Origin of the sequence: Saccharopolyspora erythraea, assembly GCF_018141105.1 — a bacterium.
Lineage (GTDB): Bacteria > Actinomycetota > Actinomycetes > Mycobacteriales > Pseudonocardiaceae > Saccharopolyspora_D > Saccharopolyspora_D erythraea_A.
On the sequence record NZ_CP054839.1, the window covers coordinates 2,842,818 to 2,866,695 of the forward strand.

Consider the following 23,878-nt stretch of genomic DNA (forward strand, 5'->3'; position numbering starts at 1 on the left):
CGCCCTGGTCCAGGCGGCATCCCGGCCGCCGGTGCACCGGCGTCGTGCGCGTGGGGCGTGGCCGAGGGGTACGCCCCACGCGCGTACCGGTGTCACCGCCGAGCCCCCGCCTCGGCCCCGAGACGCGCCGCTACCGCCACTGGCTCACCTCGGTGCGCGCCGAGGCATGTCTCAGGCGATGATCCGGCACTGCGCCGGGCTGAGGTACTGCACGGCGGTTTGCTCGGCGTGCGGGGTGAGCAGCCCCTGCAGGTCGTTCACCGCTTCCTCCAGGAGGTGGCCGTCACGGTCGGCGTGGAGGGTTTCGAGGACGAAGGCGACGTGCGCGGAGTCCTCGGTGACGCGGGTGCGGTGGGCGTCGCGGTGGTTCCAGTGGCGCGTCAGGACTCCGGTGGCGTCGGTGTAGATGACCTCGCCGGGCCTGGGGTTCTCGACGGTGCCGGGTTCGCCGAGCGGGGTGAAGGACTCGGTGCCGTCGGCGTGGCGGATGACGACGTCGCCGGTGACGTGGTCCAGGTCGAAAGCACCCGCGGGCAGCGCGTGGCGGACGGAGACGGCGTTGTAGGAGTCGACGGCCGGGTTGATGCGCGGCAGGGTTCCCCTCTTGGCCAGGCGGCGGCCGAGCGCGTCGACGCTGGGGCGCGTGCGGCGGGGGTTGGTGCCGAAGGAGCGGTATGCGGTGTGCCAGGCCTCGATGCGGGGATCGGTCTCGTCGGCGGGCTGCCAGGTGCCGTCGGCGAGCTGCTGCTCCAGTTCGTCCAGGAGGGCGGCGGTGTGCGGCCAGGGCTCGCCGCCGCGCAGGCCGGCGGCGGCGACCACGGCGATCAGGGTGCCGGGGAAGGCATCTGCGACGGCGGGGGCAAGTTGGAAGGTGCGCATGGGCGGTGTTCCGGTCCTTTGCGGAGAGATCAGGGTTTCCAGCGGCCGATGCGGCGCTGCTGGCGTGCGGCGGGGAGGTCGAGGCCTGATACGGGTCTTCTCCTCGGTTCGTGTCGCGGGCTTGCTCAGGTCACGGCGAGGAGGCTGACGGCGACGGCGGCGGTGCCCAGGCCGACGAGCTGGCCGCGGTGGATGCGTTCGGCAAGCACGCCGCGGGCGAGCAGGACCGTGCCTGCCGGGTACAGGGCGACGATCACGGCGACGACGGCGAGGTCCCCGCTGCGGGCGGCGAGAAGGAACAACAGGTTCGCCACGGAGTCCAGGGCACCGGCGCCCGCCGACATCGCGTATGCGGGCCGCTCGGTGCCCAGCTTGCGCCGCATCAGCCCCGCCGCGGCGAGGCTGATGGCCGAGGAGACCGCCCTGCCCACGATCAGCGGAGCCACCCCGCTGTCGGACGGAGCCTGGTGCAGGAAGACCAACTGAAGGGCGATGGCGGCACCCGCACCGAAGGCCAGCAGCAGCGCGGTGGGTGACGGGCGCGCCGAATCCGCGCCGTGTCCGGCGCTGACCAGCACCACCGCCACCAGCGCGAGCGGCAGTCCCACAAACCCGGCGGCGGCCAGGTGCTCGCCCTGCAGAAGCCCCACGCCGACGGGCAGCGCGGCGGACACCAGCGCGGTCACGGGCGAGAGCACGTTCATCGGGCCGATCGCCAGGGTGCGGTAGAGCAGGGCGAACGCGGCGGCCGACGCGACGCCCGATGCGGCACCCCAGCCGAGGACCGCGGCGCTGAAAGAGGCACCCAGCAACGGCCACAGCAGCAGCTCGACCGCGAGGCTCGCCGGGGCCGCGATCATCACGGTGCGCAGCACATGAGCCCTGCGGGCTCCGAGGCCGCCGAGGAAGTCGGCGCACCCGTAGGCGAGCGAGCTGCCCAGAGCCAGCAGCAGAGCGATCACGGCACATCCCTTACCATTCATTCGAACGACCAGACCGTACAGCAAAACGACCGGGTCGGGTCAACCGAACGACCGATCGGTTCATTGAAATGGTCTTGATGCGAGGATGATGATCAGATGGCCGAGACAGCCGCGGCCCTGCGGACCGTCGCCCACAACGTCCGGGCGGCCCGCGTCCGCGCCGGCCTGTCGCTGGAGGAGCTCGGCCGGCGGGCACAGGTCAGCAAGGGGGCCCTGGTGGCGCTGGAGAAAGCCCACGGCAACCCCAACCTGGCCACCCTGGTCCGGCTGGCCGACACCCTCGGCATCTCGGTGTCCGCGCTGATGCAGGGGCAGCCCGAAGGTCGCGTCCGCGTCGTGACCGCCGACGCCGTGGCGCCACTGTGGACTGGAGAGCGGGGAAGCGAGGCTCGGCTCGTGCTGACGACCTCGGGCTCGGCTCCCGTCGAGGTCTGGCGCTGGAGGCTCGAGCCGGACGAGGAGTACCCCAGCCACCCGCACCAGGCCGGAGTCGTGGAAACCGTCAGCGTCACCTCCGGCCGGATGGTCCTGGTCGTCGACGGCGTCGAGCACGTCGTCGAAGCCGGGCAGACCGCCACCTTCGACGGCGACGCCCCTCATGCCTACCGCGGCTCGGGTGGCGAGACCTGCCGCCTGATCATGACCGTTCACCTGCCGCCGGGCCCTGCTTCCACTGCCTGATCCGCCACGTGGGGCCGTTAGGGCTGGTCCTTGCGTGCGGGCGCGTCGTGGCGGGGTCGCACGGCTTCGGCGGGTATCCACGCCGTGTGCCGGACGCCCTCGGAGTCGTCGCCGCGGCGGATGCGGAACTGCACTTCGGCTATCCACGTCCCGGTGGTGGTGCGCCGCCAGGCGAGCAGGTCGCCGGGGACGACCGCCTGCACGTCCCACCCCTCGGGGAACGGGCGGGCGCGCTCCGGCCGCGGGTACAGGCGGGCGAGGTCGACCCACACGGGCCGCGGTGGCCGGATCCGGCGGTCGTCGCCGGACCGGGAGAGCGGACCCGGTTGGACGAAGTCGAACACGAGTTCTAGTATGGGATGCGCGTGCTCCGGATGCACGCACAGGGTTGGTCCGGGTAGGGGAAGTACCCGGTCAGCCAGACGCCCCCGGCGTACCCCGGCTCGGAGGCGTCTTCGCAGCCGGGCGTCCCGCGTCGCGACAGGGGAAGGTCGACGGCGTGGGACGCCCGTCGCACAGGCCGGCAAAACCGAACGACTCGGGACGGCACCGGAAGACTCCCGGCCCGTGCCCGAGCCGCCGATGCCGCCTCAGCCCGCCCGCCGCGGCCGGACGGCGGGTGCGGACAGCGCCACCAGCAGCGCCAGAACCGCGGGGATGGCCAGGCCGACCGCCAGGCCGAAACCGTGCGCCACCAGACCGATGAACACCGGACCCGCCATCAGACCGCCGTAGCTGAGGGTGCTCACCTGGGCGAGGTCGCGGGCGCGGCGCTGCGGGTCGCGGTTGCCCGCCGCGCTGAACACCTGCGGCACGATGCAGGACAGCCCGACGCCGAACAGACCGAACCCGGTGATCGCGGCGACCGGGTGGTGCAGCAGCAGCGCCGTCCCGAGTCCGATCCCGGCGACCAGACCGCAGCAGCGCACCAGCACGACCGGGCCGAGCAGCATGGACATCCGGTCCCCGAGGAACCGGAACACCGCCATCGCCACCGAGAAGACCGCGTAGCCGATGGGCGCCACCGCCGCGCTGGTGTGCAGCGTGTCGTGCAGGTACAGCGGTGACCAGTCGGCCACCGACCCCTCGCCGACCGAGCAGAAGAAACCCAGCGCGCCGAGGAACAGGATCGCCGCGGGCACACCCCGGCCCGCGCTCGGCTTCTCCTGCGGCGGGTGCTCCTCCGCGGGCAACAACGCCCGGCCGGTCACCGCCGCCAGCACCGTGACCGCGATGCCGACGACCAGGAAGTTGGTCGCGGCGGTGAGCTGGAAGTGCGCGGCGAAGGCGCCGAGTCCGGCTCCCAGGAGGCCGCCGACGCTGAACATTCCGTGGAATCCCCCCATGATCGGCCGCCCGTAGTGGCGCTGCACCTGGACCGCGTGCGCGTTCATGGTCACGTCCACAGTGCCGTGCCACAGACCGAGCACCAGCAGTCCGGCCAGGAGCGTTGGTGCGTTCCACGCGAGGCCGAGCACGGCGGTGGTGAGCCCGAGCAGCACCCCGGCGGGCACCATGACCCGCGCGCTGCCGAAGCGGTCGGCGAGCCTGCCCACGACCTGCATCGCCAGCACGGTCCCGGCCGCGAGCGCGAACAGCGCGAGCGTGATCTGGGCGTCGTCCAGCCGCAGGTCGCCCTTGACCGCGGGGATGCGCGCGGTCCAGGTCGCCAAGGTCAGGCCGGTGAGCACGAAGTAGGTCGTGCACGCCCACCGGGCGCGCTGCTCGGCGCGGACGGGACGACGAGCCGTGGCGAGCGTCTCAGACAACGCGCACCACCACTCCCGCCGCCTCCAGCTCGGCGATCGCGTCCGCGGGGGCGTCGCGGTCGGTGATCACCACGTCCAGCGCGGTGATGTCGCAGACGTGCCCCAGGCCGGTGCGGCCGAACTTCGTGCCGTCGCACACGGCGATGGTGCGCCGCGCCGACGCGATCGCCGCCTGCTTGACCGGCACCTCGGCGAGGTCGTGCGCGGTGAGGCCGTGCTGGACCGACAGCCCGCAGACGCCGATCACGGCGGTGTCGGTGCGCAGCGCACGCAGCGACGTCTCGGTCAGGTGCCCCACGAACGACAGCTCGCCGGGCTGGGTCTGCCCGCCCGGCATCAGCAGCCGGACCCCCGGCCCGGTGCTGAGCGCGTTGGCCGAGTGCAGGTCGAGCGGGATCACCGTGAGGCGCCGGTGCGCCAGGACCCTGGCCAGCTCCAGCGTCGTGGTGCCGCTGTCGAGCACCACCGACTCGCCGTCGGTGAGCAGGCCGCCGGCCTCGGCGGCGATGCGGCGCTTGGCCTCGGCCGACTCCCGCTCGCGCACGGCGAACGGCGTCGCCTCGCCGCGCAGCAGCAGGCTGACCGCGCCGCCGCGCACGCGGCGCAGCACGCCCTGCTCGGCGAGCTGGTCGAGGTCGCGCCGGATGGTCATCTCCGAACTGGCGGTCTCCTCGGCGAGCTCGGCCACGGTGACCCGTTCCGCCGCTCGCAGGCGTTCGATGATCGCGCGTGAGCGCTCCGCTGCTTCCATGAGTGCATTCGAACTCATGGAGTGTTCGAAAGTCAACAAAACGAACAAGCGGTGTGTTTGGATGGCGCCTGTGAGGCACCGCGCGGCGTGGGGGACAATGGGACGCGACGACGCACGGTGCCGGTCGTCGGCGCAGGCAGGAGGAGATCGTGAGCGTGGCCCCAGAGCGCAACCTACGGCTGGTCCGGGACGAACCCCTCGCGCCCGCCGTCCGGCTCGGCGACATCCACCTGCGCAACCGCCTGGTGACCTCGTCCAGCCTGCTCGGCTACGGGGTCGCCAACGCCAAGCTCATCCCCTACGGCATGAGCCCGATCTCGCAGTTCGTGCCGCTGGAGCGCTTCGGCGCGGTCACCACCCGGACGCTGACCGTCGAGCCGCGCGAGGGCCACTTCACCACCCGCGACCAGTGGCCGCTGCACGAGCTGCCCGCGCTGCTCAAGCGCTACGGGCAGGCGCTGCGGCAGGTGGACGGCGGCTGGCTCAACGCCTTCGGCTGGTGCAACGTCGGGCTCGACGCCTACCTGCGCGACTACTACCCGCGCACCGGCGGGCAGAACACGATCATCTCCGTCGGCGGGTTCTCGGCGGAGGAGTTCGTGACGCTGGTCGACAAGATCAACGACGCGGTGCCCGCAGGCGACATCGCGGCCGTGGAGTTCAACGTCTCCTGCCACAACGTCAACTTCGACTTCAACGCCATCATCGAGTCGGTGCTGGCCGAGGCCGTGCCGCGCAGCGCGCACCCGGTCATCCTCAAGCTGTCGCCGGACTACGACTACCTGGCCCACGCCCGGCTCGCCGCCAAGCACGGCGTCTCCGCGCTGACCGCCATCAACACGGTGAAGGGCCTGCGGCTGGACCCCGAGACCGGCGAGCCGCTGCTGAAGAACCGCTTCGGCGGGCTGTCCGGGCGCGCGATCAAGCCGATCGGCCTGCGGGTGGTCGCCGAGCTGCGCGACGCGGGGGTGAAGCTGCCGATCATCGCCACCGGCGGCATCCGCACCTTCGACGACTGCCGCGAGTACTTCTGGGCCGGTGCCGACGCGGTCAGCCTCGGCAGCGCGACCTGGTTCGCCAGCTACCCCGGCTACGCGCTCTCGCCGTTCTACGCCGCGCGGGTGCGCAACCTGCTGCGACGCATCGAGAGCTACCACCCGCCGACCCGCTGACGGACTCCAGCCGCACCGCGTGACCGACTGCGGCGCGCGGCTCGTTGCTGCCTTCATTCGGGGGAATCGCGATCTTCTGGCTCGCATCCGGGAGTATTCCGGCGTCGCGAGTCGTTCTCCGGTTGCGTTGTGATCATCGGCACAACCCGTGCGAGGGTGCCGGCGGCACGGCGATCAGCACAACGACTGGGGAGGGGCAGCGATGTCCGGGTACGGATCATTCGGGAGCAGTCTGCGGGACCTGCCGAGGTTGCGGCGCAGCAGACGGGGAAGGGTGTCGAGCTGGGACACCAGCGGCGGCAACGACGACCGGATCCGGCTCCAGCCGGGGCAGACCCGCGAACTGGCCGACATCCGCGGGCCGGGCGTGATCACCCACATCTGGTGCACCGTGGCCGTCGAGCACGCCGGTCAGCCCGAGGAGGTGGAGGCCGACTACCTGCGCAGGCTCGTGCTGAAGATCACCTGGGACGACTCGGCGCACCCGAGCGTGCTGGTGCCGCTGGGCGACTTCTTCGGCATGGGCCACGGCCGGACCGGCAACTTCGTCTCCGCGCCGCTGCAGATGAGCCCGCAGGACGGCAAGGGCTTCAACTGCTGGTTCGCCATGCCCTTCGCTTCCGGGGCGCGCTTCGAGCTGATCAGCGAGATGAGCGTCAAACCGGTGGTCTTCTATTACTACATCGACTTCGAGCAGCACGACGAGGCCGATCCCGAGCTGGGCTACTTCCACGCCCAGTGGCGCCGGGAGAACCCCACCGACGGCATCGAGCAGGGCGACCAGACCAACGACGAGTACCTCTTCGGCGGCGCCAACAGCGACGGCGCGGGCAACTACGTGCTGCTGGAGGCCGAGGGCCGCGGCCACTACGTGGGCTGCGTGCTCAACGTCCACAACCTGCGCGAGACCAGCGAATGGAACTGGTACGGCGAGGGCGACGACATGATCTTCATCGACGGCGAGCCGTGGCCGCCGCGCCTGCACGGGACCGGGACCGAGGACTACTTCAACACCGCGTGGTGCCCGTCGCAGGCATACCACGCGCCCTACCACGGGCTGACCATGCCGGGAGGCGCGAACTGGAGCGGCCAGGTGTCCTACTACCGCTTCCACGTCGAGGACCCGGTGGTCTTCGAGCGCTCGATCCGGGTCACCATCGAGCACGGGCACGCCAACAAGCTCAACAACGACGTCTCGTCGACCGCGTACTGGTACCAGACGCTGCCGTCGCTGCCGTTCGGGCTGGCCCCGGTGGACCAGCGCCTGCCGCGCCCGCTGTGACCCGGTCCGGCTGATCAGGCCCGTCCGCCCCGGCTGACCAGTGGCGCCAGCGCGGGGTGGACGGTGTCCGGGCCCGTTCTCCGGGCACCGGGCGGGCATCCGGCCGAGGCCGTGCCCGGACCCGCCCGGTGCCGCCCGGCTCATGACCGGGCGTGTCGGTCGCGCACGTAGGGTGGAGGCGTGGCCGATCCGTCCACCTACAGACCAGCTCCCGGGACGATCCCGGACGCCCCCGGCGTGTACCGCTTCCACGACGCCGAGGGGCGGGTGATCTACGTCGGCAAGGCGAAGAGCCTGCGCAGCAGGCTGTCGTCGTACTTCGCCGACCTCTCCGGACTGCACCCGCGCACCCGGCAGATGGTCACCACCGCCACCGGTGTCCGCTGGACCGTCGTCGGCACCGAGGTCGAGGCGCTGCAGCTCGAGTACTCCTGGATCAAGGAGTACGACCCCCGGTTCAACGTCCGCTACCGCGACGACAAGTCCTACCCGGTGCTCGCGGTCACCCTGCACGAGGACTTCCCCCGGCTCTACGTCACCCGCGGCCCCCGGCGCAAGGGCGTCCGGTACTTCGGCCCCTACGCCCACGCGTGGGCGATCCGCGAGACGCTCGACATGCTGCTGCGGGTCTTCCCGGCGCGGACCTGCTCGGCGGGGGTGTTCAAGCGGCACTCCCAGATCGGCAGGCCGTGCCTGCTCGGCTACATCGGCAAGTGCTCGGCGCCGTGCGTCGGGCGGGTCGACGCCGACGAGCACCGCCGCATCGTCGAGGACTTCTGCGACTTCTTCGCCGGCCGCACCGACACCCTGATCCGCAAGTTGGACCGGGAGATGCGCCAGGCGTCCGAGGAGCTGGAGTTCGAGCGCGCCGCCCGGCTGCGCGACGACCTCGAGGCGCTGCGCCGGGCGATGGAGAAGCAGGCGGTCGTGCTCGGCGACGGCACCGACGCCGACGTGATCGCCTTCGCCGACGACGAGCTCGCCGCCGCGGTGCAGGTCTTCCACATCCGCGGCGGCCGGGTGCGGGGCCAGCGCGGCTGGGTCATCGACAAGGTCGAGGAGACCGGCACCGCCGCGCTCACCGAGCGCTTCCTCACCCAGTTCTACGGCGAGCAGGCGGCGCTGGCCGAGCAGGCCGACGCGGGCGGCACCCCGGTGCCGCGCGAGGTGCTGGTGCCGGAGCTGCCGCCGGAGTGCGAGGCGATCACCGAGTGGCTGGGCGGGCTGCGCGGCGGCCGCGTCGCCGTGCGGGTCCCGCAGCGCGGGGACAAGCGCGCGCTGATGGAGACGGTGGAGCGCAACGCCAAGGAGGCGTTCACCCAGTACAAGCTGCGCAGGGCGGGTGACCTGACCGCGCGCTCGGCCGCGCTGCAGGAGCTGCAGGACGCGCTCGGCCTCGACACGGCTCCGCTGCGCATCGAGTGCATCGACGTCAGCCACGTGCAGGGCACCGACGTGGTGGCCTCGCTGGTGGTGTTCGAGGACGGCGTCCCGCGCAAGTCCGAGTACCGCCGCTTCGCGGTCCGCGAAGGCGCCGAGGGCGGCGACGTCGGGTCCATCGCCGAGGTCGTGCGCCGCCGCTTCGCCCGCTACCTCAAGGAGACCGTCCCGCCGCAGGACGGTGCCAACGGCTCCGCGGGCACCGCCGTCGGCAACGGCACCGCCGCCGTCAACGGCTCGGCCGCCGGGAACGGCACCGCCGCCGGCAACGGCACCGCCGCCGGCAACGGCTCGGCGGACACCGCCGCCGGGGAGCCCGAGGCCGACGTCGCCGTCACCCCGCAGGAAGCCGAGCGTGCCGGCATCGACCCCGAGACCGGCCGACCCCGCAAGTTCGCCTACCCGCCGAACCTGCTGGTCATCGACGGCGGCGCCCCGCAGGCCAACGCCGCGGCCGACGCGCTCACCGAGCTCGGCATCACCGACGTGGCCGTGATCGGCATCGCCAAGCGGCTGGAGGAGGTGTGGCTGCCCGACGAACCGGAGCCGGTGATCCTGCCGCGCACCAGCGAGGCGCTCTACCTGCTGCAACGGGTGCGCGACGCGGCCCACGACTTCGCGATCCGCTACCACCGGCAGAAGCGGTCCAAGCGCATGACATCCTCCACATTGGACTCGATACCGGGTCTGGGAGAGGCCCGACGCACCGCGCTGCTCAAGCACTTCGGCTCGCTGCGCAGGCTGCGTCAGGCGACCGTCGAGGAGATCAGCGCGGTGCCCGGGTTCGGGCAGCGCACCGCCGAGACCGTCCATGCGGCTCTGGCGGCAGGAGGGGGAACCGGCGAGGGCCGGGACAACGCTGAAGGGGAGAGCCAGTGAGCGAGGAGCAGTCCGGCATCGAGGTCGCGGTCGTCAGCGGCCTGTCCGGTGCCGGCCGCAGCACCGCGGCCAAGTGCCTGGAGGACCTGGGCTGGTTCGTGGTGGACAACCTGCCACCGGAACTGATCGCGACCATGGTGGAGCTGGGGGCCCGCTCGAGCGGGGCGATCACCAGGGTCGCGGTGGTGATGGACGTGCGCAGCCGCGCGTTCACCGAGGACCTGGGGTCGGTGATCAAGGACCTGGACGCCCGCGGCTACAAGCCGAAGGTGCTGTTCCTGGAGGCCACCGACGAGGTGCTGATCCGCCGCTTCGAGCAGGTGCGGCGCGGGCACCCGCTGCAGGGCGAGGGCAGGCTGGCCGACGGCATCGCCGCGGAGCGCTCGCTGCTGTCGCGGCTGCGCTCGGAGGCCGACCTGGTGCTGGACACCACCGCCCTGTCGGTGCACCAGCTGCGCGCCAAGATCGAGGACGCCTTCGGCACCGAGGCCAGCACCCGCACCCGGGTGACGGTGCTGTCCTTCGGCTACAAGTACGGCCTGCCGATGGACGCCGACCTGGTGATGGACTGCCGGTTCCTGCCCAACCCGTTCTGGATTCCCGAGCTGCGCGAGTTCAACGGCCTCGACGAGGAGGTCCGCAACTACGTGCTCGGCCAGGAGGGCGCCGAGGAGTTCCTGGTCAACTACCAGCAGCTGCTGCGGCTGGTCGGCGCGGGCTACCACCGCGAGGGCAAGCGCTACCTGACGCTGGCGCTGGGCTGCACCGGCGGCAAGCACCGCAGCGTCGCGCTGGTCGAGGAACTGGCCAGACGGCTCGCCGACGACGAAGGGATGATGGTCAAGACCGTGCACCGGGACCTGGGACGCGAGTGAGCACCGGAGACGAGGGCACCGTGCGAGCGGTGGCGCTGGGCGGCGGGCACGGTCTGCAGGCGACGCTGTCGGCGCTTCGGCGGATCACCGCGGACGTGACCGCCGTGGTCACCGTCGCCGACGACGGCGGGTCCTCCGGCAGGCTGCGGCGCGAGCTCGGCCTGCTGCCGCCCGGCGACCTGCGCAAGGCCCTGGCCGCGCTGTCCGACACCGACCGCCGGGTGTGGTCGGAGGTCTTCGAGCACCGCTTCGGCGGCAACGGCGCGCTGGCCGGCCACTCGGTCGGCAACCTGGTGCTCGCCGGCCTGCTCGAGGTGCTCGGCGACCCCGTCGCCGTGCTCGACCAGGCGTGCGAGCTGCTGGGCGTGCGCGGCCGGGTGCTGCCGATGTCGAGCACCCCGCTGGACATGGAGGGCGACGTCGTCGGGCTCGACTCCGACCCCACCGCCGTTCGCACGATCCGGGGACAAGTCGCATTGGCAAGTACGCCCGGTCGGGTGAAGCAGGTGCGGCTCTACTCCAGCAACGGGGAACGGGGTGAACCCGAGGCGTGCCCGCAGGCCGTCCAGGCGGTGCTGGAAGCCGATGTTGTGCTGCTAGGACCGGGTTCCTGGTTCACCAGCGTGCTGCCGCACCTGCTCGTCCCGGAGCTGCACGAGGCGCTGGTGAACACCTCCGCGCGGCGGGTCGTGGTGCTCAACCTTGTCCCGCAACCGGGCGAGACCGCGGGATTCTCACCCGAACAGCACCTCGACGTACTCTCGCAGCACGCACCCGCGCTGCGGGTGGACGCGGTGCTGGCCGACGCCGACTCGGTGCCGACCCCGGACCGGCTCCGCGCCGCCGCGGCCGGTCTGGGTGCGCAGACATTGCTTGATCGGGTCGCCCTGCCCGGCATGCCGGGACGGCACGATCCCGAGGCGCTGGCGGCGAGCCTGACGGCCGCTCTGGAGAGGAGGACGGACCGGTGGCGATGACCTCGTCGGTCAAGGACGAGCTGAGCAGGCTGTCGGTGACCAAGACCTGTTGCCGGCGATCCGAGGTGTCGTCGCTGCTGCGCTTCGCGGGCGGCCTGCACATCGTCGCGGGCCGGGTGGTGGTCGAGGCCGAGCTGGACAGCGGGTCCTCGGCGCGCCGGCTGCGCAAGGAGATCCACGAGCTGTTCGGCCACCAGTCCGACGTGCACGTGATCACCTCCGGTGGTCTGCGCAAGGGCACCCGGTACGTGGTGCGCGTGGTCAAGGACGGCGAGGGGCTGGCCCGCCAGACCGGGCTGCTCGACCCGCGCGGCCGTCCGGTGCGGGGCCTGCCCGCGCACGTGGTCTCCGGCGGCGCCTGCGACTCCGAGTCGGCGTGGCGCGGCGCCTTCCTGGCCCACGGCTCGCTGACCGAACCCGGCCGCTCCTCCTCGCTGGAGGTCACCTGCCCCGGGCCGGAGGCCGCGCTGGCCCTCGTCGGGGCCGCGCGCAGGCTGGGCATCCAGGCGAAGTCCCGCGAGGTGCGCGGGGCGGACCGGGTCGTGGTCCGCGACGGCGACGCCATCGGCGCCCTGCTCACCCGCCTCGGCGCGCATTCCAGCGTGCTGGCGTGGGAGGAGCGGCGGATGCGCCGCGAGGTCCGCGCCACGGCCAACCGGCTGGCCAACTTCGACGACGCGAACCTGCGGCGCTCGGCGCGTGCGGCGGTCGCCGCGGCGGCCAGGGTGGAGCGGGCACTGGAGCTGCTGGGGCCCACGGCGCCGGACCACCTGCTGGTCGCGGGCAAGCTGCGCCTCTCGCACCGCCAGGCGTCCCTGGAGGAGCTCGGCCAGCTCGCCGAGCCCCCGATGACCAAGGACGCCGTCGCGGGCCGCATCCGCCGCCTCCTGGCCATGGCCGACAAGCGCGCCCGCGAACTCGGCCTCCCCGACACCGAATCCGCCGTCACGGCGGAGATGTTGGAGGCGTGACGCTCCGCGTCACATGACGCTCTGAGTCATGAGGGCGCCCTAGCGCCATCCGCGCTTGCGCGGATGGCGCTCACGCGCCCTTTACTCGCTGCGCGAGTAAACCGCCACGTAGTCCACGACCATCGGGTGCCCCGGCTCGGTCGCCGCGGTCGGGGTGGGGTGTCCGGCAACGCCGTCGGGGAAGGCGCCGCCCATCGCGACGTTGAGGAGCAGGAAGTAGCCCTCGTGCGAGGTCATGTTCTGCCACGCGGTCGGGTTCACCTGCGACTCCGACACCGAGTGGTACTGCTGGCCGTCGACGTACCAGCGCAGCTGCTCCTCGGAGCCGGATCGGTCCCACTCGAAGCGGAACGTGTGGAAGTCCTGCTGGCACGGCTGTCCCGGGCACTCCCGGCTCCCGCCGAGCCCGTTGTTCTCGTTGCACGAGCCGCCGGGCGCGACGTCGCAGTGCAGGACCCCGTGGACGTTGTTCTGCCCGTTGACGTTCTCCATGACGTCGAACTCGCCGATTCCCGGCCAGTTCCAGTAGTTCCCGCGGTAGGGCGCCCCGAGCGCCCAGAACGCGGGCCAGTAGCCCAGCGCGGCCTCTCCGGTGACGTCGGGCATCCTGATCCGCGCTTCGAGCCGCATGACGCCGCCCTCGGCCGCCTTGAAGTCCGCGCGCCGGGTCTCGATGCGGGCGGAGGTCCAGCCACCCGATCCGTCGCGCAGCGGCGTGATCCGCAGGTTGCCCTGGCCGTCGTGGCTGAGGTTGGCGGGATCGCCGGTGTAGTTCTGGATCTCCCCGGTGCCCCAGTTCGCGGGGCCGCCGGGGTAGGAGTGGCCGGTGTCGACGATCCACTCGCCGGAGGGCCCGGAGCCGGCCGGACCGGTGAAGTCGTCGCCGAAGGCCGGCGTCCAGCCCGGCTCCGGCGGCGGGACGTCGGCCTGCGCGGGGACCGTGGCCAGCCCGGTGAGGGTGAGGCCGAGGGCGAGCGACAGGCCGGCGACGCGCCGCTTCCGACGCGGGTTACTGGGACGTGGGGGTCGGGGCGTACTGGGCATCGGGGGTCGGGGCATCGGGGTTCGCCTTCCTTCCGGGCACCGGTCGGTGGGCCAGTGGGGCCGTGACTCATCCGCGCAAGCGCGGATGCCGCTGACGCGGCCTCATGACGCTGCGCGTCATGCGCCGGCGCGTCATGTGTGTGTGCGGGACCGGTGCAGAGACGTCGGTCACGGGTATATGAGAGCGCTCTCACAGCATCCGATCAACCGGCGAACGCAGCCAATCCCGGTGCACCGGAAGGGGGAGCGCGCACGGGTGGCGGGAGGCCGCCGCGACCCGTTGCCATCCCGCACCGTGGACACCACCAACCCCCTGCGCGACCTGCGTCGCCCGCCCGGTTGAGACCCGGAGCAGGACCGATAGGGTTGCCGGTGAGACATAAACCGCTCGCCCGCCGGGCAGCCGGCTGGGTCAGTCACGAGGAGAGATCGGCGTGACCGTTCGCGTAGGTATCAACGGCTTCGGTCGTATTGGGCGGAACTTCTGGCGGGCAGCCACCGCCAGCCAACACGACATCGAGATCGTGGCCGCCAACGACCTGGGCGATGTCGCGACCATGGCCCACCTGCTGAAGTACGACAGCATCCTCGGTCGGGTCGACCAGGAGGTGAAGGTCACCGGTGAGGGCATCGAGGTGGGCGGCAAGCTCATCAAGATCCTCGCCGAGCGCGACCCGGGCAAGCTGCCGTGGGGCGAGCTGGGTGTCGACGTCGTCGTGGAGTCCACCGGCTTCTTCACCAACGCCGCCGACGCGCGCAAGCACGTCGACGAGGGCGGGGCCAAGAAGGTCATCATCTCCGCCCCGGCCAAGGGCGAGGACCTGACCGTCGTGCTGGGCGTCAACGACGACCTCTACGACGGTTCGCAGACCATCATCTCCAACGCCTCCTGCACCACCAACTGCCTCGCGCCGATCGCCAAGGTGCTGCAGGACAGCTTCGGCATCGAGCACGGCCTGATGACCACGGTGCACGCCTACACCGCGGACCAGAACCTGCAGGACGGCCCGCACAAGGACCTGCGCCGCGCCCGCGCCGCCGCGCTGAACGTCGTGCCGACCGGCACCGGTGCGGCCAAGGCCATCGGCCTGGTGCTGCCCGAGCTCAACGGCAAGCTGGACGGCTACGCGCTGCGCGTCCCGGTCCCGACCGGCTCGGTCACCGACCTCACCGCGACCGTCGGCAGGAAGACCTCGGTCGAGGAGGTCAACGAGGCGTTCAAGGCCGCCGCCGCGGAGGGCAAGCTCAAGGGCATCCTGCGCTACAACGAGGACCCGATCGTCTCCAGCGACATCGTGACCGACCCGGCCTCGTCGATCTACGACTCGCCGCTGACCAAGGTCATCGACAACCAGGTCAAGGTCGTCTCCTGGTACGACAACGAGTGGGGCTACTCCAACCGCCTGGCCGACCTGGCCGCGCTGGTCGGCAAGAAGCTGGCCTGAACCCGAAGTCCCACTGCAGGAGCAGACCGTGAAGAACCTTGACGATCTGCTGTCCGAAGGCGTCCGGGGTCGGCGCGTGCTCGTGCGCGCCGACCTCAACGTCCCGCTGGACGGCGACAGGATCACCGACGACGGCCGGGTGCGGGCGTCGTTGCCGACGATCGAGAAGCTGACCGGCGCGGGCGCGCGGGTCGTGGTCACCGCCCACCTCGGGCGTCCCAAGGGCGAGCCGGACGCGAAGTTCTCGCTGGCTCCGGTCGCCGCCAGGCTCGGCGAGCTGCTCGGCGCCGACGTCGCCCTCGCCGGTGACGTGGTCGGCGAGTCGGCGAAGTCGGCGGTGGCGACCCAGGCGGACGGCTCGGTGGTGCTGCTGGAGAACGTCCGCTTCGACGCCCGCGAGACCAGCAAGGACGACGCCGAGCGCGGTGCGCTGGCCGACGAGCTGGCCGCGCTGGCCGGTGACGGCGCTGCCTTCGTCTCCGACGGTTTCGGCGTGGTGCACCGCAAGCAGGCATCGGTCTACGACATCGCCAAGCGGCTGCCGGGCTACGCCGGCGGCCTGGTGCTGTCGGAGGTCGAGGTGCTGCGCACGCTGACCGGCGACCCGAAGCGCCCCTACGCGGTGGTGCTGGGCGGCTCGAAGGTCTCCGACAAGCTGGGCGTCATCCAGGCGCTGCTGCCCAAGGTCGACAAGCTGCTGATCGGCGGCGGCATGGCCTACACGTTCCTGGCCGCCAAGGGCCACAGCGTGGGCAAGTCGCTGCTGCAGCAGGACCAGGTCGAGTCCACGTGCAAGCTGCTGGAGGAGCACGGCGACAAGCTGGTGCTGCCCGTGGACGTCGTGGTCGCCGACCGCTTCGCCGCCGACGCCGAGTCCCGCGTGGTCGACGCCGACGCGATCCCGGCCGACTGGATGGGCCTGGACATCGGTCCGCGCAGCGTGGAGCTGTTCGCGGGCATCCTGGCCGGCGCCAGGACGGTGTTCTGGAACGGCCCGGCCGGTGTCTTCGAGTACCCCGCGTTCGCCGAGGGGACCCGCGGCATCGCGCAGGCCATCGTGGACTCCGGCTCGTTCAGCGTCGTCGGCGGCGGCGACTCGGCCGCCGCGGTGCGCAGCCTCGGCCTGCCCGAGGACGGCTTCACCCACATCTCCACCGGTGGCGGTGCGTCGCTGGAGTACCTGGAGGGCAAGGAGCTCCCCGGTGTCTCGGTGCTCGAGGAGGGTAGCTGAGCATGGCCAGGCAACCGCTGATCGCGGGCAACTGGAAGATGAACCTCAACCACCTCGAGGCCATCGCCCTGGTGCAGAAGATCGCCTTCTCCCTGCCGGAGAAGTACTTCGCCAAGGTCGAGGTGGCGGTGATCCCGCCGTTCACCGACATCCGCAGCGTGCAGACGCTGATCGACGGCGACAAGCTCCTGCTCAAGCACGGCGCGCAGGACGTCTCCGAGCACGAGTCCGGTGCCTACACCGGTGAGGTGTCCGGCCCGATGCTGGCCAAGCTCGGTTGCAGCTACGTCGTCGTCGGCCACTCCGAGCGCCGCGAGCACCACGCCGAGACCGACGAGGTCGTCAACCGCAAGGTGCGCGCGGTGCTCAAGAACGGGATGTCGCCGATCCTCTGCGTCGGCGAGCCGCTGGAGGTGCGCGAGGCCGGCGGGCACGTCGAGCACAGCACCACCCAGCTCATCAACGCGCTCAAGGGGCTGAAAACCGAGCAGGTTCGCCAGGTCGTGGTGGCTTACGAGCCGGTCTGGGCGATCGGGACCGGTAAGGTCGCGACTGCGGCGGACGCGCAGGAAGTGTGCGCGGCGCTGCGGACAGCCCTGGCGGACAAGTACGGCAAGGAGATCGCCGACGAGATCCGGGTCCTCTACGGGGGCTCGGTGAAGTCCAGCAACATCGGCGAGCTCATCGGCCAGAACGACGTCGACGGCGCTCTGGTCGGCGGTGCGAGCCTCAACGGCGACGAGTTCACCAAGCTCAGCGCCATGGCCGCGGGCGGACCACTGCCGTGACTCGGTGAGTGCCGGGCCGCTTGAGGCGGACGGCGGTCCACTGGCTGAGAGCGGCCCGGTACTCTAGGTTGCGAACCGCTGTGCGAACGAGGACGTGATGGACCTTTTCCTGAAGATCATGCTGATCGTGACGAGTGTGCTGCTGGTGCTGCTGGTGCTGCTGCACCGGGCGAAGGGCGGCGGGCTCTCCTCGCTATTCGGCGGCGGTATGCAGTCCAGCCTGGCCGGTTCCAGCGTCGCGGAGAAGAACCTCGACCGGATGACGCTCTTCGTCATCGCGTTGTGGATCATCGCCATCGTCGGGGTCGGCCTGCTGATCAAGATCGGTTGACCGGCTGCACCCCTGGTGCAGCGGGCGACCCCGGGCGGCTTGGTGGGTGAGGATGGATGACCGGTGGTAACGCCATTCGCGGCACGCGCGTGGGGGCGGGTCCGATGGGCGAGTCGGAGCGGGGTGAGTCGGCGCCGCGCAAGCGGGTCGACTACTGGTGCGCCAACGGCCACCACACCCGGCCGTCGTTCGCCATGGACGCCGACGTGCCGGAGCAGTGGGATTGCCCGCGTTGCGGTCTCCCGGCGGGACAGGACGAGCAGAACCCGCCGGAAGCGCGGCGCAACGAGCCTTACAAGAGTCATCTGGCCTACGTGAAGGAACGCCGCAGCGACTCCGATGGCATGGCCATCCTCGAGGAGGCGCTGTCGAAGCTGAAGGAGCGCAAGGGCCGCTGAGTGACGCCGGAACCGGGCGGGCGGGGATCTCCCCACCCGCCCGGTTCTGCTTTTTGCGGACCGGTCGCGCCCGGCCGCAGCCCGTGGTGGGGCGGAACTCGCCGCGGCCGTGCTGCCCGCGGCTACTACGGGGCCGCGGCCGCTGTCACGGGGCGCCGTACCAGCGCTGTGCGGTGCCGTGACCGAGCATCTGGCGCTCGGCGTCGGAGTGGTGGGTGAAGATCTCGCCGTAGGCGTCGAACAGCGGGCGGAAACCCGAGCGCAGCCGTTCGATCGGCAGGTCGGAGCCGAGCATGCACCGGCCCGCCCCGAAGATCTCCACGGCCGCGAGCAGCCAGCGGCGCACGCCGTCGGTGGTCCAGTCGCCGAAGACCGTGCCGAGCGCGTCGATCCGCGTCGCGACGTTGGGCTCCGCCGCCAGGGCGTCGAGCCGCTCGGTGTGCCGCTGGTAGCCCGCATCGGTCAGGTCGGTCGGCCATCCGAAGTGGTCGATGACGACGCGCAGGTCCGGCAGCTCGCGGGCGATCCGGGCGGCCAGGTGCAGTTGCCCGCTCTCGGCCTCGATCGTCGCGACCAGATTGTGCCGGGCGAGCAGGGCGAGGTTGTCCATGGTCCGCGGGTCGTCCAGCGGCGACCCGTCCGCCGCGCCGCCGGGAGCCAGGGCCTCGACGAACCGGACGCGCACGCTGCGCACCAGCGGGATTCGCCGCACGCGTTCCACCAGGCCGGCGAAGTCCGGCGAGGCCGGGTCGCCGAGCGTCACCAGCCCGGTCACCTGGCCGCTGCCGTCGTCCTGCCGCCGCACCCATTCCGCCGCCGCCACCGGGTCGGCCGCACCCGGATCGGACCACACGATGCCCCGCACGCCGCAGCCCTCGGTCTCGGCGCGGTAGTCCTCCAGCAGGTAGGTGTCGGGCAGCGACTCGTAGTCGCCCAGCAGGGCCTTGGCCGCGGTGCGGTCGGTCAGCCAGAACACCGGGTTCACGCGCTGGTCCCACAGGTGCACGTTGGAGTCGACGACGGGTTCGAGCGGCGACATCTTGCCGGTGGCTCCCATCGCCCGACGATAGAAGGGGACGCCGCGTCTCGCCGTGTGTGCGGACGGGTCGCGGAGGGCTCGAACCGGTGTGGCGTTGCTCGCGACCGCGATTCCGGTACCGGGCGGAGCCGATACGCTCACGCCACTTCTGGAGACGTCGCGTGGAGGAACCATGGACCTGTCGACCGCTGACCTCGCCGACCGGGAAGGACCGTCGGTGCGCAGCTGCGACGTGCAGCTGCGCAACTACGGCGGTCGCGCGGTGTTCTCCGGCCGGATCCGCACGGTGCGCTGCTTCCAGGACAACGCGCTGCTCAAGCAGGTTCTCTCCGGGCCAGGTGAGGGCGACGTGCTGGTCGTCGACGGTGGCGGCTCGGTGCACACGGCGCTGATCGGCGACCTGATCGCCGAGCTCGGGCGCTCCAACGGCTGGAGCGGCGTCGTGGTGCACGGCGCGGTGCGAGACTCGGCCGTGCTGGCCGGGATGGAGTTCGGCGTGAAGGCGCTGGGCACCAACCCGCGCAAGAGCACCAAGACCGGCGAGGGCGTGCTCGACGAGGTGGTGTCCTTCGGCGGCGTCGAATTCGTTCCGGGCGAACACCTGGTCAGCGACACCGACGGCATCGTCGTCGTAGCCTCGGTGGACTGAGCACGGGGCGGGCTATTCTGCGAGGCTGTCGGGCAACGACGACAGCGGGACGTGCACCCAGTGGTTCAACGGACTCGGTCTACGGGCACCAAGACGGGCATCGCCACGCGCAGGCTCCCGGCGTTGCTCGTCGCGGGTGGCTTCGCGGCGCTCATCGCGATCGGAACGCTGCTGTTGATGCTTCCCGCGTCCACCGAGAACGGCCGGGGAAGCGACCTCATCACCGCACTGTTCACCTCCACTTCGGCGGTGTGCGTCACCGGCCTGGTCGTCGTGGACACGCCGACGTACTGGTCGGCTGCCGGCGAGGTCGTGATCATGTGCCTGATCCAGCTCGGCGGGCTCGGGATCATGACGCTGGCGTCGCTGCTCAGCCTGCTGGTGCTGCGCCGGTTCGGCCTGCGGATGCGGCTCACGGCGCAGGCCGAGACCAAGACGCTCGGGCTGGGCGACGTCCGCAGGGTGCTGGGCAGGATCGTCGTACTCGCGGTGGCGTTCGAAACCGTGGTTGCGCTCGCGCTGGCCGCGAGGCTTTCGCTCGGCTACGACCTGCCACTCGGGCGGGCCGTCTACGAAGGCGTGTTCCACGCGGTCTCGGCGTTCAACAACGCCGGCTTCGCGCTCTACTCCGACAACCTGATCGGCTTCGCCACAGACCCGTACTTCTGCCTGCCCATCGCCTTCGCCGTGATCGCGGGCGGGCTCGGCTTCCCGGTCCTGCTGGAGATCGGACGACGCTTCGGACGGCCGGGACGGTGGAGCCTGCACACCAGGATCACGCTCTGGGGGACCGCGGTGCTGCTCGCCGGAGGGGGCGCGGCCATCACCGTCACCGAGTGGGCCAATCCCGCGACGCTGGGGCCCCTGGGTGCGCCCGGCAAGCTGCTGGCCGGGTTCTTCGCCGGGGTGATGCCCCGTACCGCGGGCTTCAACAACCTCGATGTCGGCGGCATGTACCCGGGGACCCTGCTCATGCAGGACGTGCTGATGTTCATCGGCGGCGGCAGCGCGGGCACCGCGGGCGGCATCAAGATCACCACCTTCGCGCTGCTGGCCTTCGTGATCTACGCCGAGATCCGCGGTGAGCCCACCGTGCACGTCATGGGCCGCAGGCTGCCCGAGGGGGTGCAGCGTCAGGCGCTGACCATCGCCCTGCTGGGCGTCGCACTGGTCATGACGTGCACGCTGGTTCTGCTGGCCATCACGCCTTTCGGGGTCGACCAGGTGCTGTTCGAAACGGTTTCGGCGTTCGCCACGGTCGGCCTCTCCACCGGCATCACCCCGGAGGTAGGGGCCGGCGGGCAGGTGCTGCTGGTGTTGCTGATGTTCATCGGGCGGCTCGGTCCCGTCACGCTGGCCTCCGCGCTGGCGCTGCGGGACCGCATGCGCCGCTACGAACGACCGGAGGAGCGACCGATCGTTGGCTAGGAACGAAGCGAGTCAGATCGTGGTGATCGGGCTGGGCCGGTTCGGCAGCTCGCTGGCCGGGGAGCTGGTGAGCCGCGGGTCGGAGGTGCTGGGCATCGACTCCAGGCCGGAGGTGGTGCAGCGGCACGCCGACGAGCTCACCCACACCGCGGTCGCCGACACCACCGACCCCGAGAGCCTGCGCCAGCTGGGCGTGCCGCAGTTCCGCCGCGCCGTGGTGGCGATCGGCACCGACCTGGAGGCCAGCATCCTGACCACCTCGCTGCTGGCCGACTTCGGCATCCCGCACATCTGGGCCAAGGCCACCAGCAGGCAGCACGGCCGCATCCTCGAACGGGTCGGCGCGCACCACGTCGTGCTGCCCGAGCACGACATGGGCGAGCGCGTGGCGCACCTGGTGACCGGCCGGATGCTCGACTACATCGAGATCGAGGAGGACTTCGCGCTGGTCAAGACGCTCACGCCGGACGAGGCGGTGGACCGGGCACTGGGCGAGAGCAGGCTGCGCTCCAAGTACGGCGTCACCGTGGTCGGCGTGAAGCGGCCGGGGGAGGAGTTCACCTACGCCACCGCCGACACCGTCGTGCGCAAGGGCGACATCCTCATCGTGGCCGGGCAGAAGGACCAGGTGGAGGAGTTCGCCGACGTCACGTGAGAGTTCGTTGAACTCGTCTTGCGTGGCGGTTCCGGCGGCGGTGCCGGTCACGAGGATGGGCCAAGCGGCCGACACCGCTTTCGAAGATGGAAGTCATGCCCTGACACCCCGTGGCCGTGCCTGCCGACCGGGTGACGGGTGCCGGTGTGCTTTGATCGGCCCGACGGCTCGTCGATGGGAGGAACCGGGCGTGGTGGAGCAGAAGCGCGGTCGGCGGATCGCCATGTCCCCTGGCGAACTGGACGCTTTCCTGGCCTCGGAGCGGACCTGCCGGGTCGGGACCAGCGGGCCATCGGGACCGCACGTCACACCGCTGTGGTTCGTCTGGAACGCCGGGTCGCTGTGGCTGTACTCGCTGACCCGCAGCCAGCGGTGGACCGACATCGCCCGCAACCCGCGGGTGGCGGTGCTGGTCGACGCCGGCGTGGAGTACCACGAGCTGCGGGGCGCGGAGCTGGTCGGCGACGCCGAGGTGATCGGCGAGGTGCCCAGGACCGGGGAGCCCGAACGGGCGCTGGAGGCGCCCGAGCGGTTGTTCGCGCGCAAGTACTTCGACTCCGAGGAGTTCGTCCACGACCAGCGGCACGCGTGGCTGCGGATCACCCCGGAAACCGTGCGCAGCTGGGACTTCCGCAAGCTCGCGCGCTGACGGAGCCGACGCGCCTCCCCCTGTCTCTGCGGTGGGCGGGGGCCGGTGGCGGTCACCGGCCCCCGCACGTCACCGCGCGTGGACGTCGCCGTAGTGGTCGGCGACCACCTTGGCGTAGGCGTCCTTGGCGTTGCCGGTCAGGGACTTGGCGCTGAAGTACACGTCGCCCTTGACCTCGGGGTGGTCGCGGTTGAGCGTCAGGTGCGCCGACAGCTCGCCAGGGTCGGTCCAGCCCTCGCTGCCGACCTTGTAGGCGCCCTGTCCTATGTAGAGCTCGACGTCGGTGCCGGCCACCGTCTTCGCCCACCACGGCACCAGCACCGCGTAGTCGGCGGCGGAGTGCCCGATCTGCCAGTAGATCTGCGGGGTGATGTAGTCGACCCAGCCCTCCTTGACCCACTTGCGGCTGTCGGCGTAGATGGCCGAATAGGACTCCAGCCCCTTGGTGTCGGAGCCGTTGGGGTCGCTGGAGGCGTTGCGCCAGATGCCGAACGGGCTGATGCCGAACCGGGCGTCGGGCTTGGCCGCGTGGATGCGCTGGTCCAGTTCGGACACCAGCAGGTCGACGTTGTTGCGCCGCCAGTCCTCGATGTTGTCGAAACCGCCGCCGTGCTGGCGGAACGTCTCCTCGTCGGGGATCTTCTGGCCGGAGGCGGGGTAGGGGTAGAAGTAGTCGTCGAGGTGCACGCCGTCCACGTCGTAGTTCTCGACGGCGTGCATGATGGCTTCCTCGACGAACGCGCGCGCCTCGGGAACCCCGGGGTTGTAGTACAGCTTGCCGTTGTAGGCGAAGACCCAGTCTGGGTGCTTGCGCGCGGGGTGCTCGGGCACCAGGGCGTTCGGGTCGGCCTGCATACTCACCCGGTACGGGTTGAACCAGGCGTGGAACTGCAACCCTCGCTTGTGGGCCTCGGCGACCATGAACTCGAGCGGGTCGTAGCCGGGGTCCTTGCCCTGCTCGCCGGTCAGCCAGTGCGACCACGGCTCGTGCGGTGACGGCCAGAAGGCGTCGGCGGTCGGGCGGACCTGCACGAACACCGCGTTGAGCTTGTCTGCCACGGCCTGGTCGAGCAGCCTGGTGTGCTCGGCGCGCTGGGCCTCTGCGCTCAGGCCGGGCTTGCTCGGCCAGTCGATGTTGGACACCGAGGAGATCCACTCCCCGCGCATCTCGGTGGTCGGACCGGCCGGTGCCGTCGCGCCCGCGACGGCGACCAGGCCGGGCAGCAACGCGGCGGAGGCGATCGCCGCGCCCAGGAACGTCCTGCGGGACGGGTGGGAGGTCATCGAGGACTCGCCTTCGAAGCTGGTCCGGTGCCGGCCGCCGACGGTAGCGCGCGGCGGCGGGCGGTGACCGGACGTGGATCGGTGGTGGGCGTGTTCCGGTGTGACGTTGATGATCACCGCAGGGTTGCACGGCCCGGCCGCCCGCGAGGCCGGCCACCGGCGATTTGCCCCCGACGAGCGAGCCGGGTGCCCCGGATGCGACCGCGGAACTGGTCCGGTTGCCGGATCTCGGCTTCCCCGAAGAGCGGAAGCGGGCCTGCCGCCGGTGGCGACAGGCC

At 71.3% G+C, this 23,878-nt stretch carries 24 protein-coding genes; 16 read left to right on the forward strand and 8 right to left on the reverse strand.

The window, feature by feature from the left end; translation table 11 throughout:
- Positions 1-171: 171 nt before the first annotated feature.
- Positions 172-879 carry a B3/B4 domain-containing protein gene (locus tag HUO13_RS13280; RefSeq protein WP_211901677.1) on the reverse strand — a complete coding sequence of 236 codons (708 nt, stop codon included), beginning with the start codon at positions 877-879 and terminating at the stop codon, positions 172-174.
- A 125-nt stretch (positions 880-1,004) separates the two neighbouring features.
- Positions 1,005-1,841: an EamA family transporter gene (locus HUO13_RS13285; protein WP_211901678.1), complete on the reverse strand. Its 837-nt coding sequence runs from the start codon at positions 1,839-1,841 to the stop codon at positions 1,005-1,007.
- A gap of 117 nt (positions 1,842-1,958) precedes the next feature.
- Here HUO13_RS13285 and HUO13_RS13290 point away from each other — a divergent pair, with 117 nt between their 5' ends.
- Positions 1,959-2,543 carry a helix-turn-helix domain-containing protein gene (locus HUO13_RS13290; RefSeq protein WP_211901679.1) on the forward strand — a complete coding sequence of 195 codons (585 nt, stop codon included), beginning with the start codon at positions 1,959-1,961 and terminating at the stop codon, positions 2,541-2,543.
- Positions 2,544-2,560: 17 nt separating this feature from the next.
- On the opposite strand, the gene HUO13_RS13295 is transcribed toward HUO13_RS13290, so the two are convergent.
- From HUO13_RS13295 to HUO13_RS13305, 3 genes are all read right to left on the reverse strand, one after another.
- The gene (locus HUO13_RS13295; RefSeq protein ID WP_211901680.1) at positions 2,561-2,887 is read right to left on the reverse strand and encodes a hypothetical protein; all 327 of its coding nucleotides are present in this window, start codon (positions 2,885-2,887) and stop codon (positions 2,561-2,563) included.
- Positions 2,888-3,133: 246 nt separating this feature from the next.
- Entirely contained in the window at positions 3,134-4,312 is a 1,179-nt protein-coding gene (locus tag HUO13_RS13300; protein ID WP_211901681.1) for an MFS transporter, read from the reverse strand.
- On the reverse strand, positions 4,305-5,063 hold the full coding sequence (locus HUO13_RS13305) for a DeoR/GlpR family DNA-binding transcription regulator (protein WP_211901682.1): 759 nt from the start codon (positions 5,061-5,063) through the stop codon (positions 4,305-4,307). The genes HUO13_RS13300 and HUO13_RS13305 overlap by 8 nt, the downstream gene beginning before the upstream one ends.
- A gap of 149 nt (positions 5,064-5,212) precedes the next feature.
- On the opposite strand from HUO13_RS13305, the gene HUO13_RS13310 reads away from it, so the two are divergent.
- The 6 genes from HUO13_RS13310 to whiA all read left to right on the forward strand — a co-directional run bounded on the left by HUO13_RS13310 (position 5,213) and on the right by whiA (position 12,659).
- Positions 5,213-6,235, forward strand: a complete 1,023-nt coding sequence (locus HUO13_RS13310) for a dihydroorotate dehydrogenase (protein WP_249124759.1) — start codon at positions 5,213-5,215, stop codon at positions 6,233-6,235.
- A 202-nt stretch (positions 6,236-6,437) separates the two neighbouring features.
- The gene (locus HUO13_RS13315; protein WP_211901683.1) at positions 6,438-7,517 is read left to right on the forward strand and encodes a glycoside hydrolase family 172 protein; all 1,080 of its coding nucleotides are present in this window, start codon (positions 6,438-6,440) and stop codon (positions 7,515-7,517) included.
- Between the two features lie 180 nt (positions 7,518-7,697).
- Positions 7,698-9,836, forward strand: a complete 2,139-nt coding sequence (gene uvrC / locus HUO13_RS13320; protein WP_211901684.1) for an excinuclease ABC subunit UvrC — start codon at positions 7,698-7,700, stop codon at positions 9,834-9,836.
- Complete coding sequence (gene rapZ / locus HUO13_RS13325; RefSeq protein WP_211901685.1) at positions 9,833-10,711, forward strand: RNase adapter RapZ; 879 nt, start codon at positions 9,833-9,835, stop codon at positions 10,709-10,711. The genes uvrC and rapZ overlap by 4 nt, the downstream gene beginning before the upstream one ends.
- A gap of 20 nt (positions 10,712-10,731) precedes the next feature.
- Positions 10,732-11,688: a gluconeogenesis factor YvcK family protein gene (locus tag HUO13_RS13330; RefSeq protein WP_211902865.1), complete on the forward strand. Its 957-nt coding sequence runs from the start codon at positions 10,732-10,734 to the stop codon at positions 11,686-11,688.
- Positions 11,679-12,659 (forward strand): DNA-binding protein WhiA, encoded by a 981-nt coding sequence (gene whiA / locus HUO13_RS13335; RefSeq protein WP_211901686.1) that lies wholly within the window; start codon positions 11,679-11,681, stop codon positions 12,657-12,659. The genes HUO13_RS13330 and whiA overlap by 10 nt, the downstream gene beginning before the upstream one ends.
- A gap of 81 nt (positions 12,660-12,740) precedes the next feature.
- Here whiA and HUO13_RS13340 read toward each other — a convergent pair whose 3' ends face one another.
- Positions 12,741-13,718 (reverse strand): glycoside hydrolase family 16 protein, encoded by a 978-nt coding sequence (locus HUO13_RS13340; RefSeq protein WP_211901687.1) that lies wholly within the window; start codon positions 13,716-13,718, stop codon positions 12,741-12,743.
- Positions 13,719-14,137: 419 nt separating this feature from the next.
- On the opposite strand from HUO13_RS13340, the gene gap reads away from it, so the two are divergent.
- From gap to HUO13_RS13365, 5 genes are all read left to right on the forward strand, one after another.
- On the forward strand, positions 14,138-15,148 hold the full coding sequence (gap, locus tag HUO13_RS13345) for a type I glyceraldehyde-3-phosphate dehydrogenase (RefSeq protein ID WP_211901688.1): 1,011 nt from the start codon (positions 14,138-14,140) through the stop codon (positions 15,146-15,148).
- Positions 15,149-15,176: 28 nt separating this feature from the next.
- Positions 15,177-16,379: a phosphoglycerate kinase gene (locus HUO13_RS13350; protein ID WP_211901689.1), complete on the forward strand. Its 1,203-nt coding sequence runs from the start codon at positions 15,177-15,179 to the stop codon at positions 16,377-16,379.
- Between the two features lie 2 nt (positions 16,380-16,381).
- Positions 16,382-17,167, forward strand: a complete 786-nt coding sequence (gene tpiA / locus HUO13_RS13355; protein ID WP_211901690.1) for a triose-phosphate isomerase — start codon at positions 16,382-16,384, stop codon at positions 17,165-17,167.
- Between the two features lie 97 nt (positions 17,168-17,264).
- Positions 17,265-17,498 carry a preprotein translocase subunit SecG gene (gene secG / locus HUO13_RS13360; protein ID WP_009942974.1) on the forward strand — a complete coding sequence of 78 codons (234 nt, stop codon included), beginning with the start codon at positions 17,265-17,267 and terminating at the stop codon, positions 17,496-17,498.
- A 56-nt stretch (positions 17,499-17,554) separates the two neighbouring features.
- The gene (locus HUO13_RS13365) at positions 17,555-17,896 is read left to right on the forward strand and encodes an RNA polymerase-binding protein RbpA (RefSeq protein WP_211901691.1); all 342 of its coding nucleotides are present in this window, start codon (positions 17,555-17,557) and stop codon (positions 17,894-17,896) included.
- Between the two features lie 145 nt (positions 17,897-18,041).
- Here the strand turns inward: HUO13_RS13365 and HUO13_RS13370 are convergent, their stop codons facing one another.
- Positions 18,042-18,953, reverse strand: coding sequence for an amidohydrolase family protein (locus HUO13_RS13370; protein ID WP_211901692.1), 912 nt, complete (start codon positions 18,951-18,953; stop codon positions 18,042-18,044).
- Between the two features lie 154 nt (positions 18,954-19,107).
- Here HUO13_RS13370 and rraA point away from each other — a divergent pair, with 154 nt between their 5' ends.
- The 4 genes from rraA to HUO13_RS13390 all read left to right on the forward strand — a co-directional run bounded on the left by rraA (position 19,108) and on the right by HUO13_RS13390 (position 22,316).
- On the forward strand, positions 19,108-19,584 hold the full coding sequence (rraA, locus tag HUO13_RS13375; RefSeq protein WP_211901693.1) for a ribonuclease E activity regulator RraA: 477 nt from the start codon (positions 19,108-19,110) through the stop codon (positions 19,582-19,584).
- Positions 19,585-19,644: 60 nt separating this feature from the next.
- Positions 19,645-21,012, forward strand: a complete 1,368-nt coding sequence (locus HUO13_RS13380; RefSeq protein WP_249124760.1) for a TrkH family potassium uptake protein — start codon at positions 19,645-19,647, stop codon at positions 21,010-21,012.
- Between the two features lie 19 nt (positions 21,013-21,031).
- Positions 21,032-21,667, forward strand: a complete 636-nt coding sequence (locus HUO13_RS13385) for a potassium channel family protein (protein ID WP_211902866.1) — start codon at positions 21,032-21,034, stop codon at positions 21,665-21,667.
- A gap of 190 nt (positions 21,668-21,857) precedes the next feature.
- Positions 21,858-22,316: a pyridoxamine 5'-phosphate oxidase family protein gene (locus HUO13_RS13390; protein ID WP_211901694.1), complete on the forward strand. Its 459-nt coding sequence runs from the start codon at positions 21,858-21,860 to the stop codon at positions 22,314-22,316.
- A 69-nt stretch (positions 22,317-22,385) separates the two neighbouring features.
- Here HUO13_RS13390 and HUO13_RS13395 read toward each other — a convergent pair whose 3' ends face one another.
- Positions 22,386-23,600: a glycoside hydrolase family 10 protein gene (locus tag HUO13_RS13395; protein ID WP_211901695.1), complete on the reverse strand. Its 1,215-nt coding sequence runs from the start codon at positions 23,598-23,600 to the stop codon at positions 22,386-22,388.
- Positions 23,601-23,878: the final 278 nt, after the last annotated feature.